This is a genomic window from Mariprofundus ferrooxydans PV-1 (assembly GCF_000153765.1).
In the GTDB taxonomy this organism is placed as follows: Bacteria; Pseudomonadota; Zetaproteobacteria; order Mariprofundales; family Mariprofundaceae; genus Mariprofundus; species Mariprofundus ferrooxydans.
The window spans coordinates 376382-397710 of the sequence record NZ_DS022294.1 but is presented as its reverse complement, the minus strand read 5'-3'; the positions used below and the strand labels follow the sequence as shown (position 1 = coordinate 397710).

Here is a 21329-nt window from a genome sequence, read left to right as displayed (position 1 = left end):
GGTAGACCTCCGTTGGTGTCAGGGCCATTCAAACGATGCGCCGGGCTTAGGGCAGTGAGCGATATCACCAAACAAGAGGATCGAAATATGTTATGCGAGTGTACTCTTGTGTCAGCGCAGCAGGCGGCGGGCGGCAAGTCGGGCGGCAAGGGTAAAGCCTGCCAGCGCGTAGAGCGCAAGTACGCCTGCGTGCAGCCACGGCAGTGTTAACGGCATTTCGGTCAGTAGCGGACGGACCAGTGCCACGGCATGGGTCAGCGGCAGCAGCTGTGCCAGCATGCGGGCAAAATCCGGCAGGGTGTCGATCGGATAGAAGACGCCGCAGAAGAGAAACATCGGCGTGACGGCCAGCGTGAAATAGTAGAGGAAGAAATCGTAACTGGGAGATACGGCACAGATCGCCAGAGCAGGGCCGGCAAATGCCAGGCCGATCAGAAAAATGACCGGCAGCGCCAGCAGCGCGGTATCCCACTGTTGAATACCGCCGAGCAGACCTGCGACAATAAAGATGGCTGTGCCGCTGATCAGGCTTTTAGTGGCAGCCCATATCTGCTCGCCCGCAATGATCTCCTGAATGCGCACAGGTGTAGCGAGAATGCTCTCCCATGTGCCCTGTTGATTCATGCGGGTGAAGGCGGAGTAGAGGCCCTCGAAGGTAGCTGTATTCATGGCGCTGGAGCAGAGGATGCCGCTGGCCAGCCAGGCCATGTAGGGGATGCTGTTCATCTCACCGATATAGTGACCCAAGCCGTAACCGAGACCGAGCAGGTAGAGGAGAGGATCGCCGAAATTGCCGAGCATGGATACGCCGGCGAGTTTCCTCCAGACAAGATAGTTGCGGCGCCAGACGGCCAGGATATGCGAGGGCAGGAGTGTGAATGGATTCATCCCTCTTCCCTCATGTCCCGACCTGTGAGTTTGAGGAAGACATCCTCCAGCGAGGCGGGTCGATGGATAAAGGTGAGCTCAAGGCGGCCGGTACAACGGGCGACCAGCTCTCTCGCGTCGCTGGCATAACAAAACCACGTATCGCCCACATGATCGAGGCGGACAGACAACCCTTCGCACAATTCGATCGCATCCAGCTCGTTACTCAGCCCTCTGATCGCCACGACTTCGGCTTCGACATGTTCGGATATCAGCGCGCGCGGTGCGCCGCGTGTCAGAATCCTGCCGTGATCAAGGATAATCAGTTCATCGCACAGCTCTGCCGCCTCTTCCATATAGTGTGTGGTCAGGATCAGCGTTTTCCCCTGTGTTTTCAGCGAACGCAGTCGCTGCCAGATCAGGTGGCGAGCTTGCGGATCCAGCCCGGTAGATGGCTCATCCAGCACAATAAGGTCGGGATTGTTGATCAGGGCGCGGGCCACCATCAATCGCCTGCGCATGCCGCCAGAGAGCGAGGATACCTGGTCATTGCCGCGCATGGTCAGGGCGGAAAATTCCAGCAACTCGTCAATGCGTGCGTCTGCTTCTGCCGCGCCGATGCCGAAATAGCCGGCATAGACCTTCAGGTTCTGGCGCACGGAAAAGTCGGGATCCAGATTATCCTGTTGCGGGACAACGCCGATGCGATGGTGCAGCGAGGTGTCGGAAACGGGTGAGCCGAACAACCTGTAGTCGCCGGATGTGATTGGGGAGAGGCCCGTCAGCATGCGCATCAGCGTGGTTTTACCTGCGCCATTGGGGCCGAGAATGCCGAAGCATATACCGGGGCGAATATCGAAATTTACGCCGCATATCACTTCACGCTCTCCGAAGTGTTTGCGGATCTCTGTTGCGCTTACGACGGCATCGATCATGGGGGGGATTCTCGCGCAATCGCGCGCAACTTCAATGAGCTGGCGCGATGGCCCGCTTACTGCGAGTTGTCCGGCTCCAGATAGAGATAGGTAAAGCCCCCTGCAACGCCAGCGCCGCTGTTCCGGGACTGAACCGGTTGCAGGGAGATGTTTTTGTCATGATTTCTGATGGGAGCCGAGTTGCCGACGGAAACGCCCAACGTGACACCACCGCCGACCCCTGAATATTTGCCGCTCAGCTGACCTGTGCCGGGCGAAAAATGATCGGAAAGAACCGAATAGGCCATCTCTGTGCGTTTGTTGAAACTCATATCGACACCGAACTCAATGCCTGTTTCACCCTTGTATTTTTCGACCCGGTTACCGTTTAACGGGGTGAATGTGCAGCGGATTTCACTGGTTGAATGGATCAGCAGGTTGAAGCCGGAGTGAGGCAGGATATTACAGGTCAGTGTGCCGATCTGGTGTGTCGGGGCGGCGGCCTCGTCAGCGGCACTGTTGCAGGCAGAAAGTAACAGTATGCCCAGGCAGATACCTGTAAGGATTTGTTTCATGATCGCCTCCTTTAAAGGGAACACTTCTAATATAGCCTGTTTTAACCCAGACGGGAAACGGAGCCCGGTTTGATCGCAGATATGTGAAATCCGTTGTCGTTAGAAGCGGGTTAATCGCCGCCTGAGATGTTACGTTCACTGAGTCGCTGCTCGAGTTCGGCATTGCGGGCCTGCAGCTTTTCGATCCGGATTGCATTGGAAATGGCGACGGCACAGGCGGAAGCGAGTGTCCGGATCATGGTTTCATCAATAGGAGTGAAAGCCCGCCCTCCCTCTTTCTCGGTCAGATAGATAACGCCCTGAACTTCATCGGCAAACATGATCGGTGCACCAAGGAATGTTGTCATAACGGGGTGGTTGGCTGGCACTCCGACTGCTTTCGGGTGCAGGTGGATGTCGTTCACGCGTAGCACTTCGTGCTGCTCCCACATGATCCCCAACAGGCCAATACCCTGGGGTTCGTTGGGGCCAAGCAGCGCCAGCTGCTCTTCAGACATACCCAGTGGGATATAAATTTTTTTCCCGTCTTCAATATAGGAGAGCATCGCATAGCGCGCTCCGGTCAGTTGCTTCGAAAGTTCGCCGACATGTTGCAGAATCGGCTTGAGAGCCACCCCTTGTGCCAGTGCGATCACCGCCTGAGCCAGCTGTTCATGCTGTTTGACCAGCTCTATTTCCAGATTCGTGTGTTCCATCATTCAGCTCCTGTATGCACGGCTTTATGCATGCCGGGCGAGTAGCGGATTGGTGATAAGGAGCAGTATGAGTGGCTGCTCCGTTACCCCTGTCGAGATGCAGGAATAACGGCTATTGGTACTCCTGCATAGAGGCTGAAGCAAGCGCCGATCTCATCTGGCGGGGTTCACCTCAATCTCGCCCTGCATATATTTCACTGCAAGGCCTGCTATATACACGCGATCTCCTATTAACTCGCAAACTACCTCACCGCCCCGGGCGGAGAGCTGTCTGGCTCTGAGTTTCGTCCGGTTCAGGCGTCCGGACCAGTACGGGGCCAGTTGTGTATACGCCGAACCGGTTACAGGGTCCTCATTGATGCCGTATTTGGGGGCAAAGAAGCGTGCGACAAAATCATGCGTATCCGATAGCGCCGTGATCACCACACCCCGTCCATCCAGTTTTTTGAGCGCAGCAAGATTGGGGTCTGCCGACGCAACGGCACCCTCGCTCTCCAGAACTACGATATAGTCACCCGCTTTCAGGCATGTGACAGGTTCCATGCCAAACGCTGCAATGATCCCGGCCGGGGTGTCGCACGGAACTGGTGCTTGTGCCGGAAAATCAAGCACCAGTAGTGCCCCCTCCCGTACAACCCTCAGCGGGCCGGAGCGCGATGCAAAGACAATCTCAGACTCTTCATACGCGAGGCAGTGAAACAGAACAAAGGCCGCTGCCAGTGTGGCGTGGCCGCAGAGATCCACTTCGCTGGTCGGGGTAAACCAGCGGATATGAAAACCTGTCGGAGACGGAACAAAAAACGCGGTCTCCGACAGGTTGTTCTCCATGGCGATCGACTGCAACAGCTGTCGGGCAGCCACTGCGTGAGCGGACAGACTGCAGCGGGGTTGCCTTCAAACGACCTTGATGCGAATGCATCAATTTGATAAATCGGCAGCTTCATACTTCCTCCCTGGAGCATGCTGGACAGCAGGCTTCTATAGTCGTGACATAGTTTCAGGAATCAAGACTTCTTCACCCCCAGAGCCATGATGCCGGTAATGACAAACAGTGCGCCAACCACCTGCATCCATGACAGGGGCTCATTCAACACCAACGCAGCCATGGCGATGGTGGCAACCGGCCCCAGTGCCCCTATGACCGAGGTGGTGCCGGCGCCGATGCGCTGTATGGCTGAAGCGAGCAAAAAGGCAGGGATTACCGTGGAGAAGAGCGCCATCGCCAGTCCATAACCGTACACCGGGAGCGGCTGCCGCAGGTCGGATACGTCCCGCAGCAGTGCAAACTGCAGAAATACGGCCAGGCATGAGACGATCATGGCATAAGCGGTAAAACGTCTGGCTCCTACCCTGGGTATCATTTCACCACTGCCGACCAGGAAGAGCGAGTAACTCACTGTCGCCGCAAAGATCAGCAGTGAACCGGGCACGGTGGACTCACCCGATAGCTGCAGGTCGTGATACATGGCAAATGCAATGCCGGTATAACTGAGTAATAACGCAATCACCGCCTCTCTGGTGATCCGCTTACCGAAACAGAGTGTTGAAATGATGACGACAATGGTCGGGTAGATGAACAGAATCAACCGCTCCAGTCCGGCGGTGATGTACTGTAAACCGGTAAAATCCAGCAGGCTGGAGAGGTAGTAGCCGATCAGTCCCAGCAGGGCGATCATCAACAGGTTGCGCAAGCCCACGGGCTCGGTTGCCAGGTGCTCCTCCCGTATTGCGATCACCACAAAAAAGGGCAGTGCAAATGCCATGCGGAACAGCAACAGGGTGATGGCATCAACATCGTAGTTGTAGGCAAGTTTGACGAAAATTGCCTTGATGGAAAAGCCCAGGGCTGCGCCTACGGCGAGCAGCAGGCCAGGTATCAGTGACGGATCGCTGTAGTTGTTATTGATGTACGAACGGATTCTCGCGTTCATATATTACTCCTGTATGTGGGGAGCAACGGCGGAAACGTATCATGTGATGGAAGTGAAAAAAACACAGGCAAAACGCGATGCAGATTCCGCGATTGCTGTGTAAGATCTGTTACAAGTCAGTAAAAATCAGACAATAGAAAGCGCGGTCGATGGCAGCAGTAGCCATGACAGGGCTGTGTGTTTGGATATCGTCTGCGTTTTCATAAGGCGATGAATTATGCGACGACGGGCGTATATGTCCAGCCGGGGAGGCTCTTGTGTTCACGACAGGCGGTCACGAAAATCCTCATAGGTGAAGCGGCGCACCAACTCAAAACTGTCGTTGCTGTGCCAGATGCCGATATCGGGATGACGCACGCCGTTGAACATCGTGGTCTTGACCATAGTGTAGTGAATCATGTCTTCAAAGACCAGCCGGGTTCCGGCTTGCAATGGTTCATCAAACGAATAATCACCGATCACATCGCCGGCCAGACATGATGTGCCGCCGAGTCGATAGGTGTGCGGTTTTTCGTTTGCTCCACCCGAGCCGGTGACGGCCGGGCGATAGGGCATTTCCAGCACGTCCGGCATATGTGCGGTGGCTGAGATATCGAGGATGGCAACAGGCAGGCCATCGGTCGGCACGATATCAAGTACGGATGCAATCAGCGGGCCGGTGCGCCAGCCGATGGCGCCGCCCGGCTCCAGATATACCTCGACATCCCACTTTGCCTTGAACTCCCGGATGCGGCGAATCAGTTTATCCGCATCGTAATCCTTGTGCGTGATCAGATGCCCGCCGCCGAAGTTGACCCACTTCAGTGCCGGGATGTAATCGGCAAATCTGGCTTCAAATGCATCGATCAGTGTGACCGACGAATCGGCCAGGTTCTCGCACAACGCATGGGCATGCATCCCTTCGATGCCGGCAAGATCAGCGCCGTGCAGATGTTCCGGGCGCACGCCGAGGCGCGAGCCGGAAAAGCAGGGGTTGTAGAGGTCGGTCTCCACCTCGGCGATGCCCGGATTGACGCGGATGCCGCAGGAGACACCAGCCGCGACGGCTTTTGCGCCGAAGCGTTGCCACTGATTCACCGAGTTGAATACCAGATGACCTGCCATGCTGCATATCTCATCGAACTCATCATCGCGAAATGCAGCCGAGTAGATGTGGTTCTCACCGCCGAATTTCTCATCGGAGAGTTTCAGCTCATAGAGTGAGCTGGCCGTGCAGCCGGGCAGGTACTGTTTGATCAGGTCGAAAGTGGACCACATCGAATACCCTTTCAGAGCCAGGATAATCTTGCAGCCGGATTGCTCCTGTACCCGCTTGAGCAGTTTCAGGTTGCCGACCAGTTTATCCTCTTCCAGCACGTAGCAGGGGGAGGGCACCCTCGAAATATCAATGCTCATATAGAAGCCTTATACCACAGAGGACTCAGAGGGATAAAACGAGCGTTATATGACAGGAGAAACGTAATCACCTGTTTTAATCGGGATAAAGCGCCATAAAGAAAAATGCTGTTACTCTGTGTCCTCTGAGTCCTTTGTGGTGAATTCATTATGCTGGCAGGGCGTCGACGTCGATATCTGTTTCGATGTCGGTCCACGGCAAGCCCTGCTTGTTCAGCGCAGCCATAAACGGATCGGGGTCGAACTCTTCCATATTGTATACGCCCGCTTTCATCCAGTTGCCCTGGATCATCATCATTGCTCCGATCATGGCAGGCACACCGGTGGTGTAGGAAACGCCCTGTGCATTGGTCTCCCTGTAGCACTCCTGATGATCGCAGATGTTGTAGATATAACGGGATACCGGCTTGCCATCTTTAGTGCCTTTGACGATGACGCCGATATTGGTTTTGCCGACGGTGCGCGGGCCCAGACTTGCCGGATCGGGCAGCAGTGCTTTGAGAAACTGGATTGGTACGATCTCTCGGCCTTCAAACATGATTGGCTCAATTGAATCCAGGCCGATGTTGCGGAATACCTCCAGATGTTTCAGGTAGGCATCGCCGAAGGTCATCCAGAAACGCATGCGTTTGACACCCTTGAGGTTAACCGAGAGCGATTCCATCTCCTCGTGGTAGAGCAGGTACATGTTCTTCGGGCCGACCTGTTCGAAATCGAACTGCTTTTTAAACTGCATCGGCTTGGTTTCGATCCACTCACCGTTTTCGAAATAGCGACCGTTGCTGGTGACTTCGCGGATATTGATCTCGGGATTGAAGTTGGTGGCGAAGGCATAACCGTGGTCTCCGCCATTGCAGTCGAGGATGTCGACATAATCCATGGTGTCGAAGTGGTGCTTCTGCATATAGGCGCAGAACACATTGGTTACGCCCGGGTCGAAGCCGGAGCCGAGCAGTGCCATCAGGCCCGCTTTCTCGAAGCGCTCGCGGTAGGCCCACTGCCAGCTGTATTCGAACTTCGCCTCGTCCAGCGGCTCGTAGTTGGCTGTATCCAGATAGTGCACGCCGGTTTCCAGGCAGGCATCCATAATGGTCAGATCCTGGTAGGGGAGGGCAACATTGATGATCATGAACGGGTTTACCTTTCTGATCAGCGACACCAGCTCCGCCACACTATCTGCATCGACTGCGGCCGTGTGAATGGTGCGGCCGGTTTTTTCAGACACCTCCGAGGCAATCTGGTCGCACTTGGAAACAGTGCGGCTGGCCAGCCAGATGTCGGAGAAACAATCAGCATTCTGTGCGCACTTATGGGTGACAACACGTCCGACGCCACCGGCGCCGATAATCAGGACTCTACTCATGGGTAACACCTGCTTTGGAATTTTCCGCTCTTGTTTTGCAATCGGAGAGTGAAGGCTAATCTCCGCAAGGGTATCATGCCAGAGTAACAAACAGCCTTTTCTGATGCTGTAGAAAAGCGTACTCTGGCTGCCATGTTTGACTTTACTGACAGAGACCAGAAAGAAGAGCACGAGATACGCATTATCGGTGCGCCGTTTGACGGCACGGCATCGTTTCGGCCGGGCTCCCGATTCGGTCCCTCCGCCATCCGTGATGCCTCAGATGGTATTGAAACCTGGTCGCCCGATCTCGATAGCGACCTTGAGTCGGTTCACTATGCTGATGCCGGAGATCTGGAGCTGCCGATGGGTAATACCGAAGGTGTTCTGGCGATCATCCGCGAAGCGGTTGACGAGTGCCTGACCGATGACGTGATTCCCTTCCTGCTCGGCGGTGAACACCTGATTACGCTGCCGGCAGTTGAGTCGGTGTTTGAGAAGTACCCTGATCTGGTTGTTGTGCAGCTGGATGCACATGCAGATCAGCGCGATGATTATCTTGGTGTTGAGTTGTCACATGCATGTGTCATGCGCCGTATTTCCGAGTTGGTTGGTGATGAGAATGTACGTCAGCTGGGTATTCGCTCCGGCACACAGCGTGAATATGAGTTGATGAAGGGCTTCGGTACGTTAACATCCTTCCGCGAAGACGATCTGATTGAGCTGGTCGACTGGATCGGCGATCGCCCGGTCTACCTGACCGTGGATCTCGATGTGTTTGATCCCGCCTGTTTCCCGGGTACTGGTACGCCGGAGCCGGGCGGTATCGAATGGTGGACCTTTCAGCGCTTTATCAAGGCCATGCAGGGGTGCGATATTGTGGGGCTGGATGCGGTTGAACTGGCGCCGCAGCTGGACACATCCGGTTGTTCATCCGTTCTGGCAGCCAAATGTGTGCGTGAGATGCTACTGATCACATCCGCAGGTTAGAGCTGCAGGATAAGGGGTTAAGTCTGGTTGGTTGAATCGTTATAATCGCTGTGGCATTGTGTTTGCTCTGATGTAATCAGAGTACAGGCTTTTCCCCGACATGGAGTCATGATTTGAAAGTTGCAAGAGAGCAGGAGCAGTTGCTGCTATTTGAGCAGGTTAAGCTGCTGTATCAGGCATTGCCACTCTCTGCCCTGGCGGCATTGATCAATGCGGTAGTCCTGGTTTTTGTCGAGTGGGGTGTGACGGATCATCGTTCGGCGATGCTCTGGTTGGTTTGCATGACTACTGTGGTCGTGACACGCTTGCTGCTTGTCCTTTTTTATCGCAGGAGTCAGCCGGAGGTGGATGGTACCACTTTCTGGCAAGGCGCTTTTATCGCAATCTCTGTTGTCTCGGGCATACTCTGGGGCAGCGCAGCACTGGTTCTGTTTCCAGAAGGCTCAGTGATGCATCAGGTCTTTCTGGCTTTTATTGTCGGCGGGATCTGCGTCGGTTCCATTACCTCCATGGCAGCATTGCCGGTTGCTTTTTTTGCTTTTGTACTGTTTTCCGCTATACCGCTGAGCGCTCGCTTTTTTACTTTAGGCAGTGAAATTAGCCATGTGATGAGTGCTATGCTGTTATTGTTTGTCACAATGATTCTGGTTAGTGGCCTGAGGACGTACCGCAATGTCAGGCAGAATTTTGAGCTGCGTATGCAAAGCCAGGTGGCGGCTGCATCGTTATCGGAAAGTGAAGAACGGTTTCGGGCGCTGTTTGAGGGAAATAAAAGCGTTGAGCTGATCATTGATCCGGACGACGGTCGTATTCTCCGGGCAAATCGCGCTGCAGAGCAGTTTTACGGCTATAGCAATGCGCAACTGTTGGCGATGAATATTGCAGAGATCAATACGCTTTCCGATGAGCAGGTGAAGGCAGAGATCGCACTAGCCGTCGCGGAGAAACGGGATCACTTCATTTTCAAACATCGGCTGGCCAATGGCGATATCAGGGATGTTGAGGTGCACAGCGGGCCTATTTTCTGGCATGCGAAGAAGGTGCTCTATTCGATCATACATGATGTTACAGCACGCCTGCGTGCCGAGTATGTTGTAAAGCGCAGTTCCGAGATTTTTGCCATGGCGGCGATGGGTTCGGCCGAACAGGGTATTTATGATGCCATTTGCCAAATGTATGAGGCTGCTCATCCGGGCATGCGGATGTCCATTCTGCGACTGAAAGGCGGTCACCTGTTTCATTGCAGTGCTCCGAGCCTCCCTGATGCATATTGCCAGGCGATTGATGGTGTAAAGATTGGACCTGCGGTCGGCTCCTGTGGAACGGCCGCTTTTTTCGGTAAAAGAGTTATTGTTGAGGACATAGCGACTGACCCGCTGTGGGCGGAGTATAAGGAACTGGCTCTGGCATATGGCCTGCATGCGTGCTGGTCTGAACCGGTTATCGGCAGTGATGGTGCTATACTGGGTACGTTTGCCATGTATTGCGATCATACGTGTGCGCCGGACAGTGTTCAGTTGGCGGATATCGGCAATGCGGCAGGGCTGGTCTCCATTATTATGGAGAGAGAGCGCCGCAATGTACTGCTGGGCATGCTGTCACAAGCCGTCGATCAGGCGGGTGAGTCGGTTATCATTACCGATAAGCTGGGTACCATTGAATATGTGAATCCGGCATTTGAAAAGATGACCGGTTATACAGCCGAAGATGTGATCGGCAAGAATCCTCGCGTGATTAAAAGTGGCAACCAAACGCCTGAGTTTTACCAGCGCCTTTGGGGAACGATCTCAAAAGGGGAGATATGGAACAGCGCCATTGTCGATCGCCGCAAGGATGGCAGTCAGTATCCCGCCCTGATGTGTATCTCTCCTATTCTGGATGCCAATGGCGAGATTTCCCACTATGTCGGCATCCAGCAGGATATGACTACACATGAAATGCTGGAGGAGAAGTTTCGTCAGGCTCAGAAAATGGAGGCGCTCGGCACGCTGGTCGGCGGTATCGCCCATGATTTTAATAATATGCTGGCGGGCATGACCGGTAACCTTTATCTGGCGAAAAGGAAGGTGGCTGCCTTTCCCGATGTAGTACACAAGCTCAGCAGCGTAGAGGCGCTGGGCTTTCGGGCGGCGGACATGATCCAGCAGCTACTGACATTTGCCCGCAAGGGGCATGTTCAGATGAATCCTTTCGGACTGACTTCATTCATCAAGGAGACCTCCAAGCTCAATGAGGCAACGGTTCCGGAAAGCATCGCCTTTCATAGTGAGATATGTTCTGATGAACTGGTGGTCAGGGGGGATGCGACGCAGTTGCAGCAGGTGGTAATGAATCTGCTCAATAATGCGCGAGATGCAGTGGCCGGGGTTCCGGAGCCCGAGATATCTCTGATCCTTGAAGAGTACCAGGCCGATGCTGACTTCATGAATAGTCATCCCGATATTGAAGGTCAGTTGTTCGCACATCTGATTGTGAAAGACAATGGCACCGGCATCACCGATGCCGATAAGAGTCAGATATTTGACCCGTTTTATACCACAAAAGATGTTGGCCGTGGTACAGGCCTGGGGCTTTCTATGGCTTACGGGGCGATTCAAAGCCACCGAGGTGTCATCGAGGTGGTAAGTACGCCGGGCAGTGGGAGCGCCTTCCATATCTATTTACCGTTGTTGGAAGAGAAGCAGATTGATGCTGTTGCCGAGTCTCTTTCTGAAGCGGTGCCAGGTCACGGTGAGTTGATCCTCATTGTTGATGACAATGCTGATATCCGCAGCACCGGCAGAGAGGTGCTGGAGAGCATCGGTTACTCTGTGCTGGAGGCGTCTGACGGGTTACAGGCAGTCGAACTAACCAAGGACAGTGAGATGGATATTGCGCTGATTATTATGGATGTCGTAATGCCCAAGCTCGGCGGGGTGCCGGCTGCAGCGCGTATCAGGGCGCTCTGCCCTGATATGAAGATCATCTTTGCAACCGGTTACGACAAGGATGAAACGCTGAAGGATGAAATGCCGTCAGATGAGATTGTTCTCTCCAAGCCATATAATGTTGTAAAACTGAGTCAGGTGATCAGGGCACAATTGCCTTCCGTATGAGACAGTAACGATACCTCTTATCTGTTTTTGCTTTAGGGAATAGAGAGAAATCAACGCTTCCTTAAATAGCGTTCATGATCGGATGATTGTATTTTTGGCGAAATGGCGCAGTCTTCGCCGCCTCCAGAGGGTAAGCCTGTCTTTCCCTCATCTGTCCTGCCAATCACTGATGGCCGGCGAATCGGAAATCAAACAGGCACCCCACACTCTCAGTGAGTTTTTATTGTCCGGGTGCTACGGAAATATTTAATACATGTCATTTGAAAAACTGGGCCTTTCAGCCGATTTACTTCGCGCTGTGGCCGACCAGGGTTATGAAACCCCTACGCCTGTACAGGCAAACTCCATACCGGTGATTCTGGCAGGGCACGATGTGCTCGCCGGCGCTCAGACCGGCACAGGTAAAACCGCCGGTTTTACGCTGCCTATGCTGCAGCTGATGCATAAAACCCATCCTGAACGTAGCCGGAATCATCCTATCCGGGCACTGGTGCTGACGCCGACGCGTGAGCTGGCTGCGCAGGTGGGCGAGAGTATCGCCACCTATGGTAAATACCTGCCGCTACGCTCTACTGTCGTATTTGGCGGCGTGGGCATCAATCCGCAGATCCAGAAGCTGCAACGCGGTGTCGATATCCTCGTGGCGACGCCGGGTCGGCTGCTCGATCTGATCGGGCAGGGCAAGGCCAATCTCGGTCATGTCGAATTTTTTGTGCTGGATGAAGCTGATCGCATGCTCGATATGGGCTTTATTCATGATATCCGCAAGGTACTGAAGATGTTGCCCAAGAAGCGCCAGAACCTGCTTTTCTCGGCAACGTTTTCTGAAGAGATCAAGAAGCTGGCGAACGGCTTTTTGCACGCGCCGGTCTATGTTGAGGTCGCACGCAACGAGACTGCCCATCAGGTTACACAGGTGGTGCATCCGGTTAGCAAGGCCAAAAAACGGGATCTGCTTTCCCATCTGATCAGGCAGGGTGACTGGCAGCAGGTGCTGGTATTTACCAAGACCAAGCACGGGGCCAATAAACTGACCACACAGCTGGAAAGCGACGGCATCACTGCTGTCGCCATTCATGGTAACAAGAGCCAGACGGCGCGCACCAAGGCATTGGCCGGTTTCAAGGCCGGTTCCGTGCGCGTGATGGTGGCCACCGACATCGCCGCCCGCGGCCTGGATATCGATAGCCTGCCGCATGTGGTTAACTATGAGCTGCCGCATGTTGCCGAAGATTATGTACATCGCATCGGTCGTACGGGCCGGGCCGGTAATTCCGGTGAGTCTCTGTCGCTGGTATCCGGCGATGAAAAGAAGCTGCTGGTTGGTATTGAGCGTCTGATCAAGAAGCCCATTGCCAAGGTGGTAGTGCCGGGCTTTGAACCCAATGATGCGGAAGATGTTGCGGCCGCTGCAAAAGAGCCGAAACCCGGTCAACGTGGACAGCGGCGTCATGATCCAAGTTCTCCACGCAAGCCGCATAGTAACCGCAGCCGCCGTCCGGGCCGCAATGCACGGGCCGCAAGCAAGGCCTGATATGTCAGTTGAAGCGGGGGTTATTGGCGTATGCCATGGCCCCCGTTGCAGCGACTATGGCGGCCGCAGGTTGGCCGCAGGGTTGAAAGATCGCGGTATCACCTGCGAGTTGCTCCCGTGCCAGAGCCTGTGTACTTATGCACCGGTAGTTCGTGTGCATGGCATCGCCACGTTGCATGCCACACTCGAGCGGATTGATAATCAGTTGCAGAAGAGGCTTATTCCAACCTTTTAAATTATGATTTATGGCGGAAGTGTTGCAACTGTCCTGTTTGATGTGTTTCATAGGATATCGTTTTCTTCTCGCCCATCAATTGCGCCATTAACTCAAGCGGGTGTGAAGTGATTTTTACACCATCATGATAAAATGTCACCAGATGCAGACTGTGACCACTTACGGCTTTTTTTGCCACATTATCAGGGCTGATCGTATAGCGTCCCAGCGTTTTTTCAGTTGGCCAGTTCATATCGGTATAGACCGTATAGATCAGTTCGGAGCAGACAATTTTATCGGTGGTTTCGACGTCAAAATTAAAATCATAATCTTTTCCGACCTGTTTAATGGCAAGTAGAATGTGTTTGATTTTTGTTTTCTTGTCCAGGTGATTGCTGCGCAGAACTGCCAGGTCATCTACATTGAGAAAATGGTGCATTGAATTCATCTGAACACCAGAGCGCAGTGCTTCTACCACTGATGCTCCTGCTCTTATTTTGCTGTGGTAAGGAATGATGGCCGGGTGATTCCAGATGCCCAGCTTCTTTAGTTGAGATTCACTGCCAATCCATATTGCAGCATGTCCCCAGTGCCCTGGAATCAGTTTATCTGTAAGTCGAAATGGGGTCTTTTCCAGCAGAATGTCTCCAGCTTGTAGCTGATCGCTGAGCTGCATTTGAATGTTTGATCTATCGTACAGCTTGCCCTTTCTGGACTCAATCAACCCCATGGTGTTGCCAAACAGGCCACTGAACATATTGAGGCCTTCGCTCTTCAATTCGGCCAGATCATCCTGTGTCACCGCGCTTAAAAAAGACAGGTGATCACCAATACGACTTAAGACAGACCTCTTTTTCATCATATTATATGATGGGCTTAGCCTGATAAGTGAATTTAAATAAGAGAAATTTTCATCCTGATTGAGTTGAGGGGAGGCGCTTTGCAATCCTTGTTCGTAAAACGCTATGGCACGCTTGACCCTCCTTCGTTTGACACCAGAGCTATATGAGAGTGCCAGTCGCTCAAGTGCATTTCGGCCTTTGGCATAAGCAGGGTCTTTGTGGTTCAGGAAGCGGCGCAGTTTGGTGTTCTCTTCATATAGTGAGCTCATCATCAGGTAATTGTCATAAAGAATAAGCGCGGCAGAGAGTGAGAGCATTGTACCTTTTAACTGGTTTTCTTTCGTAAGAGGCTCCATTTGCAACTGCTGATATACTCTTTTTGAGGGCGTCGGCCAGCAGCTTTGGGCGTAAGCCACCTCATACAGTTTATGGCGCAGGCTCAGGTGGTCCATCATCCCCTGATTAAGCAGATCAAGGTCATAGCCGCTTAACGGTACATTTCCATCAATTTTTCCCTCTCTCCGTAGCTGCAGCATGACACGGATAGCCGTTTCACGGTGCACAAGAGATTCTTCGACGAGTGTTTTATATGCCTCAATGTTGTCATTTAACAGCGGGCTCATGGAGGCTTGTGTGTGCCCGAATCTGGATGGGGTGTTTTGCCAGCATACTTTTGCAGCAGGCATCCCGCCTGTTTTTGTGTCGGGTAGTATGAGGGAGCAGGACGGTAATAAAAGCAATACTGCAAGAAAGGCGTGTTTCATGGTTGGTCGCTTATAGGGAGGCATGTGTATCTCCAGGCAAAAACTTTTTGTAAACTGTGTCTTTGGCTATAGCAGTCAAATAGAAATGAGGGGCGAGGGTAAAGGGAGGATTCTTTACCGGTTGTCGCCTTACCCCGTTCACCGGCTCTGTCAGGAAGCGGATTTCCGCTGAGTTGCGAATATTTTCGGCTCCCACTCACGTAATGCAAGCAATAGCCCGACATTGTGTTTCTCCGATACTGGGCAGGAGACACTCTCCTTTTGCAACTCTGAGAACTCATGTGCCAGTACATTCAGGCGCTGCATAAGGCTTGCTTGGGCTGTCGGCGACAAGCCACCATGCAGGTATAGCTTGATGTCACCGGCTTGATCAAAGTTAGCATGCAGAAATTCATTTAGCAGGTGCTGTTCGAAGAATGTTTCGATCGGCCCATGCGGAATCCAGCGGAAGTCTTCTGCTACGCGTAATTTAATACGGTTATTCGGGTGCAACTCCAGCAGTTGTAGTTGTTCGAGCCTGCGCAGGTATTGCAATAGCTCAACCCTGGTGAAGTTGAAGGACCCCAGTATCTCATCAAAGGTCCAGTGGTTCCTGGAGCACAGAGCGATGAGGAACAGGCGTTTATCTCTTATCAACTCCTGTTCCTGCTCTATTTTCAGGGTTGAAATGCATTGTCGCTGTGCATCAAACAGGCGAACCAGGTCAATGAAGTCCATGTCGATTAACTCGCATACCTGGTCAATGCGCTTGAGCGTGAAATGGTAGTTTGCAAACATTTTTTTAACGCTGGCTTCGCTAAGGTCAAGTTGGCGGGCTACATCCGCATATGTGTAGCCTGCCAGTTTCAGGGCTTTTTTCAGTGTGTCAATCGCGGCCTTGGCGTTGTTCATTTTCTCTCCAAAACGATATAAGTATAAAAGTATTATGCCAAAGATAGACTATTGTGATACATATCACAAACAGATTTCATCATGATGCTCCCTTGGTCACCATTCCAGCCGTCGCAAGGCGATAAAAAAGAGCAAGGAGAATGACGATGAAAAAAATGATGATGATCTCAATGGTATTGGCAGTGATGGCAGGTGGGCAGCAGGCGATGGCCCAAGGCAGTGTCCGGCACTCCGGTCAGGCTTTGAATCACTCCGTGCAGGCATCCGGCCATGCTGTTGTAGCCGGGGCGCAACTAACCTCGGCAGCAATTGCCATACCGATGGTGGCTGCGGGTGCTGTGGGGGCGGCCAGTACGCAGTCCGGGGCTGCACTGCTGAAGCAGGCTGATAGTGACTTCGACAGGCCGTTAAGCATTTCCGAGGAAACGGTAACGGCAGGTCCTGCGCCGAGTGAAGCACTGTACGGCCACAAGGAATAGGAGGCGAAAATGAAATCAGTAGTTAAAAAACTAATCATTACTCTGTGCCTGAGTGTTTGTATGGCAATGCCTGCCTATGCCGGCAGTACGGCGCATGCGGAGCCGCAGTTCGAGTCAGGACAGATCGTGTCGTTTGCCAAGAAAGTAGAAAAAGTAATGGCTGGGAAGGGGGCGCGGGTATTTATTTTGGCACGGGCCGGCAGACCGGCTTCAGACATGCCGGATGGTTTTGAATACACGCATGTGGCATTTGGTGTGTACTCCATGATCAAGACAAATGATGGACGTACCCTTCCCGGCTATGCAATTTATAACCTTTATCAGGATGATAAGCGCCCGGACATCAGCCATTTGGTGACGGACTATCCGGTAGATTTTTTTGCCGGAGTCTATGAGCTGAAGACCGGTATTATCATACCAAAACCGGAGTTGCAGAAGCGTTTGCTTCAGGTTATTGCCTCCGACACCTACCGCAAGTTGCATAATGCCGACTATTCTGTTGTGGCTAACCCGTATAACAGCAAGTACCAGAACTGTACCGAGTATACACTGGATGTGATCGAGGCAGCGCTCTATCAAACCGATGATGTCAGGTTGATTAAGGTAAATGAAAGAGCCTACTTCAAAGCACAGCCAGTAAAGATTCCTCCGCTAAAGCTGTTGGCGGGTATTTTAACAATGCCCGACCTCAAAACGACGGACCAGAAAGGTGGAATTCAGACGGCATCGTTTACAACTATAGAGCGCTACATGAGTCAGTACGGCCTGGTTCAGGAAAAGCTGGTGATTACCCAGTGATTCTCAACGGTTCGCCGGCCCCGGCAACACGGGGTCGGCTTCGGTTGCCGGCAAGAGTAACTGGATTCGGTCAAATTACTTGTTCGAGAGTGCATAGTTATTAGCAATAATCGATTACTTTAAAGGGAGTGGTGCATGGGATTGCGGTTTTCAAAGGTCATTGTTCCTGTTGTGTGCTCACTGTGCGTTAGTGCCGCATGTTCCGGGGCGGCTGAGCTCAAGAAAAATGATTATCTGAAGAAATCAAACGAGATGGGAGTGGTTCTTCTAGATGTGAATTGGGGCCGTCGGTGGGGCTGCGGAAGTTTTGAGAATGCCCAGCTGGCAAGCCTTAAATTCGAAAAAGTTCCTGTTGGTGAACAGCAGGGCAAGTATTCCAAAATTTTTCTTGAGTCACCATCGCGCCTGTTTGTAGATAACAAATTTCTTAGCTATGGCTTCATGGTGAAGCCCGGTAAGTATGCCTTCACCGGGTGGTCGGTGAAGGCTGCAAGATCCGTTCGTGACGTCGGCTACTTTCGTGCCGGACGTGATAAGCTTGTGAATGGAGGCAGTTATCCCGGTGGCACTTTTGAAGTAGCTGCGAATGAAGTTATCTATATTGGTAATATGTTTCTGGATTGCCTGCAGACTCCTATCCCCTGGCGTTACTACACAGAAGGCAAAGACAACTTTCTCCGGCATGAAGAGCAATATAAAACCAAGTTCAAGTTTCTTAAGGGTCGAGAAATTACCTACCGATTACTCGATACCAGGTATTTTGGCTCGCCGTATTCTCTGCGCGAGTGACTACAGGGGGGCGTTCTCCGTCACTGGTTTCATGGGCTGAGCTTAGCTTTTTCTTGGCAACCTGCCATTCTCATCTACAATCAACTTGGGCAGGAGGACACGAATGGAAAACACCAATCCTAAGCGGCCTTCGGACTTCGGAATTGATACAGTTTGATCCACATTCTTTTCTAAATAGAGAGCGCGAATTATGATGAAGGTCGTACTTACGATATTAGTATATTTTTCATTCTTGGGAAGCGCTTCAGCGCTGGGTTTGGTCGGTCCTGACAAATCATCCAAAGAAGAGCGAGTGCACTTTCAAAATATTTGCCTGAATGATGCTACAGGGGAAAGACGTTCTTTGACTGGCTTTAATGAAGAATTGATGGGCGTAATGCTCCATGACAGAGACACTAAAGGCTTTCTCTGGCGCGGCTCACTTTCCGGGGCAAAAAACATATCTGAGAGCGATGATGGTGTATTGAGACCGGGCAAGTCTCTATTTAATGCCTTGCGAGATGAAAAGGTTACTAACCGGTTTGTTTATTGCCTGCTGACTTCCGGGTATCGTTGGGAAGACAGCGACAAAAGTGGAATCGATGAAATTAAAACCATGGCAATAGATGGCAATGCATCCGCTCAAGCAACATTGGGAGTAATGTACTATGAAGGCCGAGGGGTAACCCAAAATTATAGTGAAGGTGCAGATTGGTTAATTCGTGCAGCAAACAGTGGGTACGCGAATGCTCAGTATAATTTATCCATTGCCTATGGGCAGGGTAATGGTGTTGCCATAGATATTGATGAGGCGATTATTTGGATGGAAAAAGCTGCATCTCAAGGGCATGCCGCAGCAAAACGCGCATTGCCTATGGTAAAGCAAGAGCAGGCAAGGCTAGCCAATAGTAAACTTGATAAAGATGTGTCCGTATATTTAAGCGCTGCAGAAAGTGGCAACCCAGAAGCAATGTTTAGATATGGTATGCTTTTTGAAGATGGCACTGGCGTTGCCCGAAATATGGATGAGGCTATTAAATGGTACAAGAAATCTGCTGAAAAAGGATTTGCCGTGGGCCAAACCTATATGGGTGTGATTTATGACAAAGGCAGAGGAGTACGCCAGAACAATACCACTGCATTTGAGTGGTATAAAAAAGGAGCCACGGGTGGTGATGCTCAGGCTCAATTTAATCTGGGGATATGTTACATAACAGGTCGTGGTACCCAAAAGGATGAAGCTATCGGAAGTGAGTGGATTCGGAAGTCTGCAAACAACGGTTATGAATCAGCCAAAGATTATATGCGAAGGTATGGGATTTGAATGACTGCTTCAAAGCGGACATTCAGTATCTATATAAAAAAGGGTGTGATTTGTTGAATGAGTAAAGCCACGGTTAAAATATTGTTTCTCGATCTTTTAATGCCCATTTCTGCAGTCGCTGAATATTTTGATTAACCTGAGTCATCGCCCCAGCGATTATATCCCCTAGCTGCGAAGGCGTCTCTGGAAGCTTTGAAGCATAACAAGTTGGAAAGCAACAAGACTTGTGCAGGGAACATACCCTATAGCTCTAGGGGGCAAAATAAATTGCTCTTTGTTTCCAAACCAGATAAGGATTCACGTGAGTTTTTATGCATCGCGAATTTGGATGTGCATCCTGTATATCCGTAACGAAGGTGCTTGAACGATCTGTCAGAGCCCACAATGGAACTTTCCTTCCCGTTCCGGTTTCAAAAGACAGGGTCGTTGCTGCAGGTCCGGAAGGGTATGAAAATGAAACCTACGAGATTGATTTGAATACCCTTGAGTATAAGCCATCTCCGATTGGTGAATGTATTCCGCGAATGTGGTTCGTTTCTCGAAAAGAGTTGTTGTGCTGGAGAGGGAAATACAATAATTATATTTTCTTTACTGTTCGAAAGTCTGAGAACCCGTATGTCCTGACTAGCCTTGATGGCAAGCATCAAAGTCTGTGGAACGATGAGCATATTAAAAATGGATGGGGCGGTATGTGAGGTCCCAGTATTTTATGCTCCAGAAACGGATGTCCTGTTTGTGAGAAAAAACCGCACCTCATTTGGTTATGGTGGCTCTTTGTATGCCTATGATATGAAAGAGCACAAGAAGAAATGGTTGTACGATGGCGTGATTGGGCCAGCAGACGTTATTTGGGTTGAAGATTTAAAACGAGACAAACAATACGCTACCCAATAAACCTGACTGATTGGGTTTGGTTGGTCGTACAAGCGGCTTATGATTAAATCAGGCTTTGGCGGCAGGGGTTAATGCGATCCGGCTGGTATCGGCCTTGTGCGGTGGCGGTATCGTTTTGCCGGTCAGCTGCAGCACCTTCTCTGCCTCTTTCCGGTCAGTGGTGAGCTTGCCTTCGCCTGTGCTTCATCAGGCAAGTAAAGCCGACATGTGCGTAAAATGGTCGGTTTCAACCAGGTCGGCGTGCTGTGCCAACAGCGCGCTGGCCAGATCCGGGCTGTTGATCGTATACAGGCCGACTTTGACGCCTCTTGCATGCCATGCCTCTATTTCGGCTGTGCGGCTGTACGGCATGAACACGTAATCGATGACACTCTCAGGCTGATGAGCCGTTTCCGATACCCAGCCGGTGCGGCAGCCAAGCTGCGTTTTGCAGGCATCAATGATGGGACCGGATTCGCTGATCACTACCAGCTGCTGCAGCTGATCTGCCGGGAGGGCTTCGGCCAACAGGTCGGCCACGACGGTGGGGCTGAGCCTGTGAAGAATGTCCGGTTTGACTTCGACAAACAGCGTCAGCTGCGGCTGCTTGCGCAGCCACTGTAGCAAGGCTTTTAGTGTGAGTAATTCAAAGCGGGGGCTGCATGCCACCGTCAATGCGGAGAGATCGGTGTCGCCGACACACAGATCTTCCCGGTCGCACAGGCGTCCGAGAGTGTTGTCATGCAGCACGACAGGTATCAGTTCGCAGGTGAACTGAATATCACATTCGGCAAAGCGCGCTCCGGCACGAGCGGCATGGACGAAAGCGGCAAGCGTGTTCTCCACGCCGCCAGCCCGATCGCCGCGGTGGGCAACCAAGTATGTCGCAGGATTATTCGCCATATGACCCATCGCTAACAAAGCTGCCTGCCTTGAAAATAATGGCAAGCAGCTGAGGGTGTATTCTTACCTGCAGGGTGGCCGCAGGGCGATGAGATGCTTGCACAGGGCTCCTCTTGCAATGAATACGGACGCACA

The 21329-nt window shown here is 52.0% G+C and carries 19 protein-coding genes and 1 pseudogene; 9 read left to right on the top strand and 11 right to left on the bottom strand.

Annotation, left to right across the window (positions count from 1 at the left end; translation table 11 throughout):
- Nucleotides 1-111 precede the first annotated feature (111 nt).
- The 8 genes and pseudogenes from SPV1_RS01765 to SPV1_RS01730 all read right to left on the bottom strand — a co-directional run bounded on the left by SPV1_RS01765 (nt 112) and on the right by SPV1_RS01730 (nt 7740).
- On the bottom strand, nt 112-888 hold the full coding sequence (locus SPV1_RS01765; protein ID WP_009849368.1) for an ABC transporter permease: 777 nt from the start codon (nt 886-888) through the stop codon (nt 112-114).
- Nucleotides 885-1802, bottom strand: coding sequence for an ATP-binding cassette domain-containing protein (locus SPV1_RS01760; protein ID WP_009849367.1), 918 nt, complete (start codon nt 1800-1802; stop codon nt 885-887). The genes SPV1_RS01765 and SPV1_RS01760 overlap by 4 nt, the downstream gene beginning before the upstream one ends.
- 56 nt (nt 1803-1858) lie before the next feature.
- The gene (locus tag SPV1_RS01755; protein WP_009849366.1) at nt 1859-2356 is read right to left on the bottom strand and encodes a DUF992 domain-containing protein; all 498 of its coding nucleotides are present in this window, start codon (nt 2354-2356) and stop codon (nt 1859-1861) included.
- Nucleotides 2357-2466: 110 nt separating this feature from the next.
- A complete protein-coding gene (locus tag SPV1_RS01750; RefSeq protein ID WP_152909350.1) occupies nt 2467-3051 on the bottom strand; it encodes a GAF domain-containing protein in 585 nt (194 codons plus the stop codon).
- A 153-nt stretch (nt 3052-3204) separates the two neighbouring features.
- Nucleotides 3205-3995 (bottom strand): annotated as a pseudogene (locus SPV1_RS01745) (PhzF family phenazine biosynthesis protein).
- A gap of 60 nt (nt 3996-4055) precedes the next feature.
- A complete protein-coding gene (locus SPV1_RS01740) occupies nt 4056-4982 on the bottom strand; it encodes a DMT family transporter (protein WP_009849363.1) in 927 nt (308 codons plus the stop codon).
- Between the two features lie 261 nt (nt 4983-5243).
- Nucleotides 5244-6377 carry a carboxynorspermidine decarboxylase gene (gene nspC / locus SPV1_RS01735; protein WP_009849361.1) on the bottom strand — a complete coding sequence of 378 codons (1134 nt, stop codon included), beginning with the start codon at nt 6375-6377 and terminating at the stop codon, nt 5244-5246.
- A gap of 148 nt (nt 6378-6525) precedes the next feature.
- The gene (locus SPV1_RS01730) at nt 6526-7740 is read right to left on the bottom strand and encodes a saccharopine dehydrogenase family protein (protein WP_009849360.1); all 1215 of its coding nucleotides are present in this window, start codon (nt 7738-7740) and stop codon (nt 6526-6528) included.
- Nucleotides 7741-7872: 132 nt separating this feature from the next.
- Between SPV1_RS01730 and speB the strand changes: the two genes are divergently transcribed.
- The 4 genes from speB to SPV1_RS01710 all read left to right on the top strand — a co-directional run bounded on the left by speB (nt 7873) and on the right by SPV1_RS01710 (nt 13573).
- Nucleotides 7873-8709, top strand: a complete 837-nt coding sequence (gene speB, locus SPV1_RS01725) for an agmatinase (RefSeq protein ID WP_009849359.1) — start codon at nt 7873-7875, stop codon at nt 8707-8709.
- A gap of 113 nt (nt 8710-8822) precedes the next feature.
- Nucleotides 8823-11804, top strand: coding sequence for a PAS domain S-box protein (locus tag SPV1_RS01720; protein WP_009849358.1), 2982 nt, complete (start codon nt 8823-8825; stop codon nt 11802-11804).
- 253 nt (nt 11805-12057) lie between these two features.
- Nucleotides 12058-13338, top strand: coding sequence for a DEAD/DEAH box helicase (locus tag SPV1_RS01715; protein WP_009849357.1), 1281 nt, complete (start codon nt 12058-12060; stop codon nt 13336-13338).
- 1 nt (nt 13339) lies between these two features.
- On the top strand, nt 13340-13573 hold the full coding sequence (locus SPV1_RS01710; protein ID WP_040881390.1) for a thioredoxin domain-containing protein: 234 nt from the start codon (nt 13340-13342) through the stop codon (nt 13571-13573).
- 1 nt (nt 13574) lies between these two features.
- Here SPV1_RS01710 and SPV1_RS01705 read toward each other — a convergent pair whose 3' ends face one another.
- A complete protein-coding gene (locus SPV1_RS01705) occupies nt 13575-15182 on the bottom strand; it encodes a YiiX/YebB-like N1pC/P60 family cysteine hydrolase (RefSeq protein WP_152909351.1) in 1608 nt (535 codons plus the stop codon).
- 126 nt (nt 15183-15308) lie between these two features.
- Entirely contained in the window at nt 15309-16049 is a 741-nt protein-coding gene (locus tag SPV1_RS01700; protein WP_009849354.1) for a helix-turn-helix domain-containing protein, read from the bottom strand.
- A gap of 146 nt (nt 16050-16195) precedes the next feature.
- Between SPV1_RS01700 and SPV1_RS01695 the strand changes: the two genes are divergently transcribed.
- From SPV1_RS01695 to SPV1_RS01675, 5 genes are all read left to right on the top strand, one after another.
- Nucleotides 16196-16528, top strand: a complete 333-nt coding sequence (locus tag SPV1_RS01695) for a hypothetical protein (RefSeq protein ID WP_081441953.1) — start codon at nt 16196-16198, stop codon at nt 16526-16528.
- 9 nt (nt 16529-16537) lie between these two features.
- Nucleotides 16538-17326, top strand: coding sequence for a DUF2145 domain-containing protein (locus SPV1_RS01690; RefSeq protein ID WP_040881388.1), 789 nt, complete (start codon nt 16538-16540; stop codon nt 17324-17326).
- Between the two features lie 135 nt (nt 17327-17461).
- Nucleotides 17462-18115, top strand: coding sequence for a hypothetical protein (locus SPV1_RS14440; protein ID WP_009849351.1), 654 nt, complete (start codon nt 17462-17464; stop codon nt 18113-18115).
- Between the two features lie 190 nt (nt 18116-18305).
- On the top strand, nt 18306-19418 hold the full coding sequence (locus tag SPV1_RS01680) for a tetratricopeptide repeat protein (protein WP_009849350.1): 1113 nt from the start codon (nt 18306-18308) through the stop codon (nt 19416-19418).
- A gap of 633 nt (nt 19419-20051) precedes the next feature.
- Complete coding sequence (locus tag SPV1_RS01675; protein WP_009849349.1) at nt 20052-20312, top strand: hypothetical protein; 261 nt, start codon at nt 20052-20054, stop codon at nt 20310-20312.
- A gap of 186 nt (nt 20313-20498) precedes the next feature.
- Here the strand turns inward: SPV1_RS01675 and SPV1_RS01670 are convergent, their stop codons facing one another.
- Nucleotides 20499-21203, bottom strand: a complete 705-nt coding sequence (locus SPV1_RS01670; protein WP_009849347.1) for a glycerophosphodiester phosphodiesterase family protein — start codon at nt 21201-21203, stop codon at nt 20499-20501.
- Nucleotides 21204-21329 lie beyond the last annotated feature (126 nt).

Bases quoted from the DNA above. Each gene is read 5' to 3' on its own strand.
- nspC (WP_009849361.1), bottom strand. From the start codon at position 6,377: ATGAGCATTGATATTTCGAGGGTGCCCTCCCCCTGCTACGTGCTGGAA.
- SPV1_RS01750 (WP_152909350.1), bottom strand. From the start codon at position 3,051: ATGGAACACACGAATCTGGAAATAGAGCTGGTCAAACAGCATGAACAG.
- SPV1_RS01675 (WP_009849349.1), top strand. From the start codon at position 20,052: ATGGCAAGCATCAAAGTCTGTGGAACGATGAGCATATTAAAAATGGAT.
- SPV1_RS01695 (WP_081441953.1), top strand. From the start codon at position 16,196: ATGAAAAAAATGATGATGATCTCAATGGTATTGGCAGTGATGGCAGGT.
- SPV1_RS01705 (WP_152909351.1), bottom strand. From the start codon at position 15,182: ATGCCTCCCTATAAGCGACCAACCATGAAACACGCCTTTCTTGCAGTA.
- SPV1_RS01680 (WP_009849350.1), top strand. From the start codon at position 18,306: ATGATGAAGGTCGTACTTACGATATTAGTATATTTTTCATTCTTGGGA.
- SPV1_RS01760 (WP_009849367.1), bottom strand. From the start codon at position 1,802: ATGATCGATGCCGTCGTAAGCGCAACAGAGATCCGCAAACACTTCGGA.
- SPV1_RS14440 (WP_009849351.1), top strand. From the start codon at position 17,462: ATGGGATTGCGGTTTTCAAAGGTCATTGTTCCTGTTGTGTGCTCACTG.
- SPV1_RS01700 (WP_009849354.1), bottom strand. From the start codon at position 16,049: ATGAACAACGCCAAGGCCGCGATTGACACACTGAAAAAAGCCCTGAAA.
- SPV1_RS01765 (WP_009849368.1), bottom strand. From the start codon at position 888: ATGAATCCATTCACACTCCTGCCCTCGCATATCCTGGCCGTCTGGCGC.
- SPV1_RS01740 (WP_009849363.1), bottom strand. From the start codon at position 4,982: ATGAACGCGAGAATCCGTTCGTACATCAATAACAACTACAGCGATCCG.
- SPV1_RS01730 (WP_009849360.1), bottom strand. From the start codon at position 7,740: ATGAGTAGAGTCCTGATTATCGGCGCCGGTGGCGTCGGACGTGTTGTC.
- SPV1_RS01690 (WP_040881388.1), top strand. From the start codon at position 16,538: ATGAAATCAGTAGTTAAAAAACTAATCATTACTCTGTGCCTGAGTGTT.
- SPV1_RS01710 (WP_040881390.1), top strand. From the start codon at position 13,340: ATGTCAGTTGAAGCGGGGGTTATTGGCGTATGCCATGGCCCCCGTTGC.
- SPV1_RS01715 (WP_009849357.1), top strand. From the start codon at position 12,058: ATGTCATTTGAAAAACTGGGCCTTTCAGCCGATTTACTTCGCGCTGTG.
- speB (WP_009849359.1), top strand. From the start codon at position 7,873: ATGTTTGACTTTACTGACAGAGACCAGAAAGAAGAGCACGAGATACGC.
- SPV1_RS01670 (WP_009849347.1), bottom strand. From the start codon at position 21,203: ATGGGTCATATGGCGAATAATCCTGCGACATACTTGGTTGCCCACCGC.
- SPV1_RS01755 (WP_009849366.1), bottom strand. From the start codon at position 2,356: ATGAAACAAATCCTTACAGGTATCTGCCTGGGCATACTGTTACTTTCT.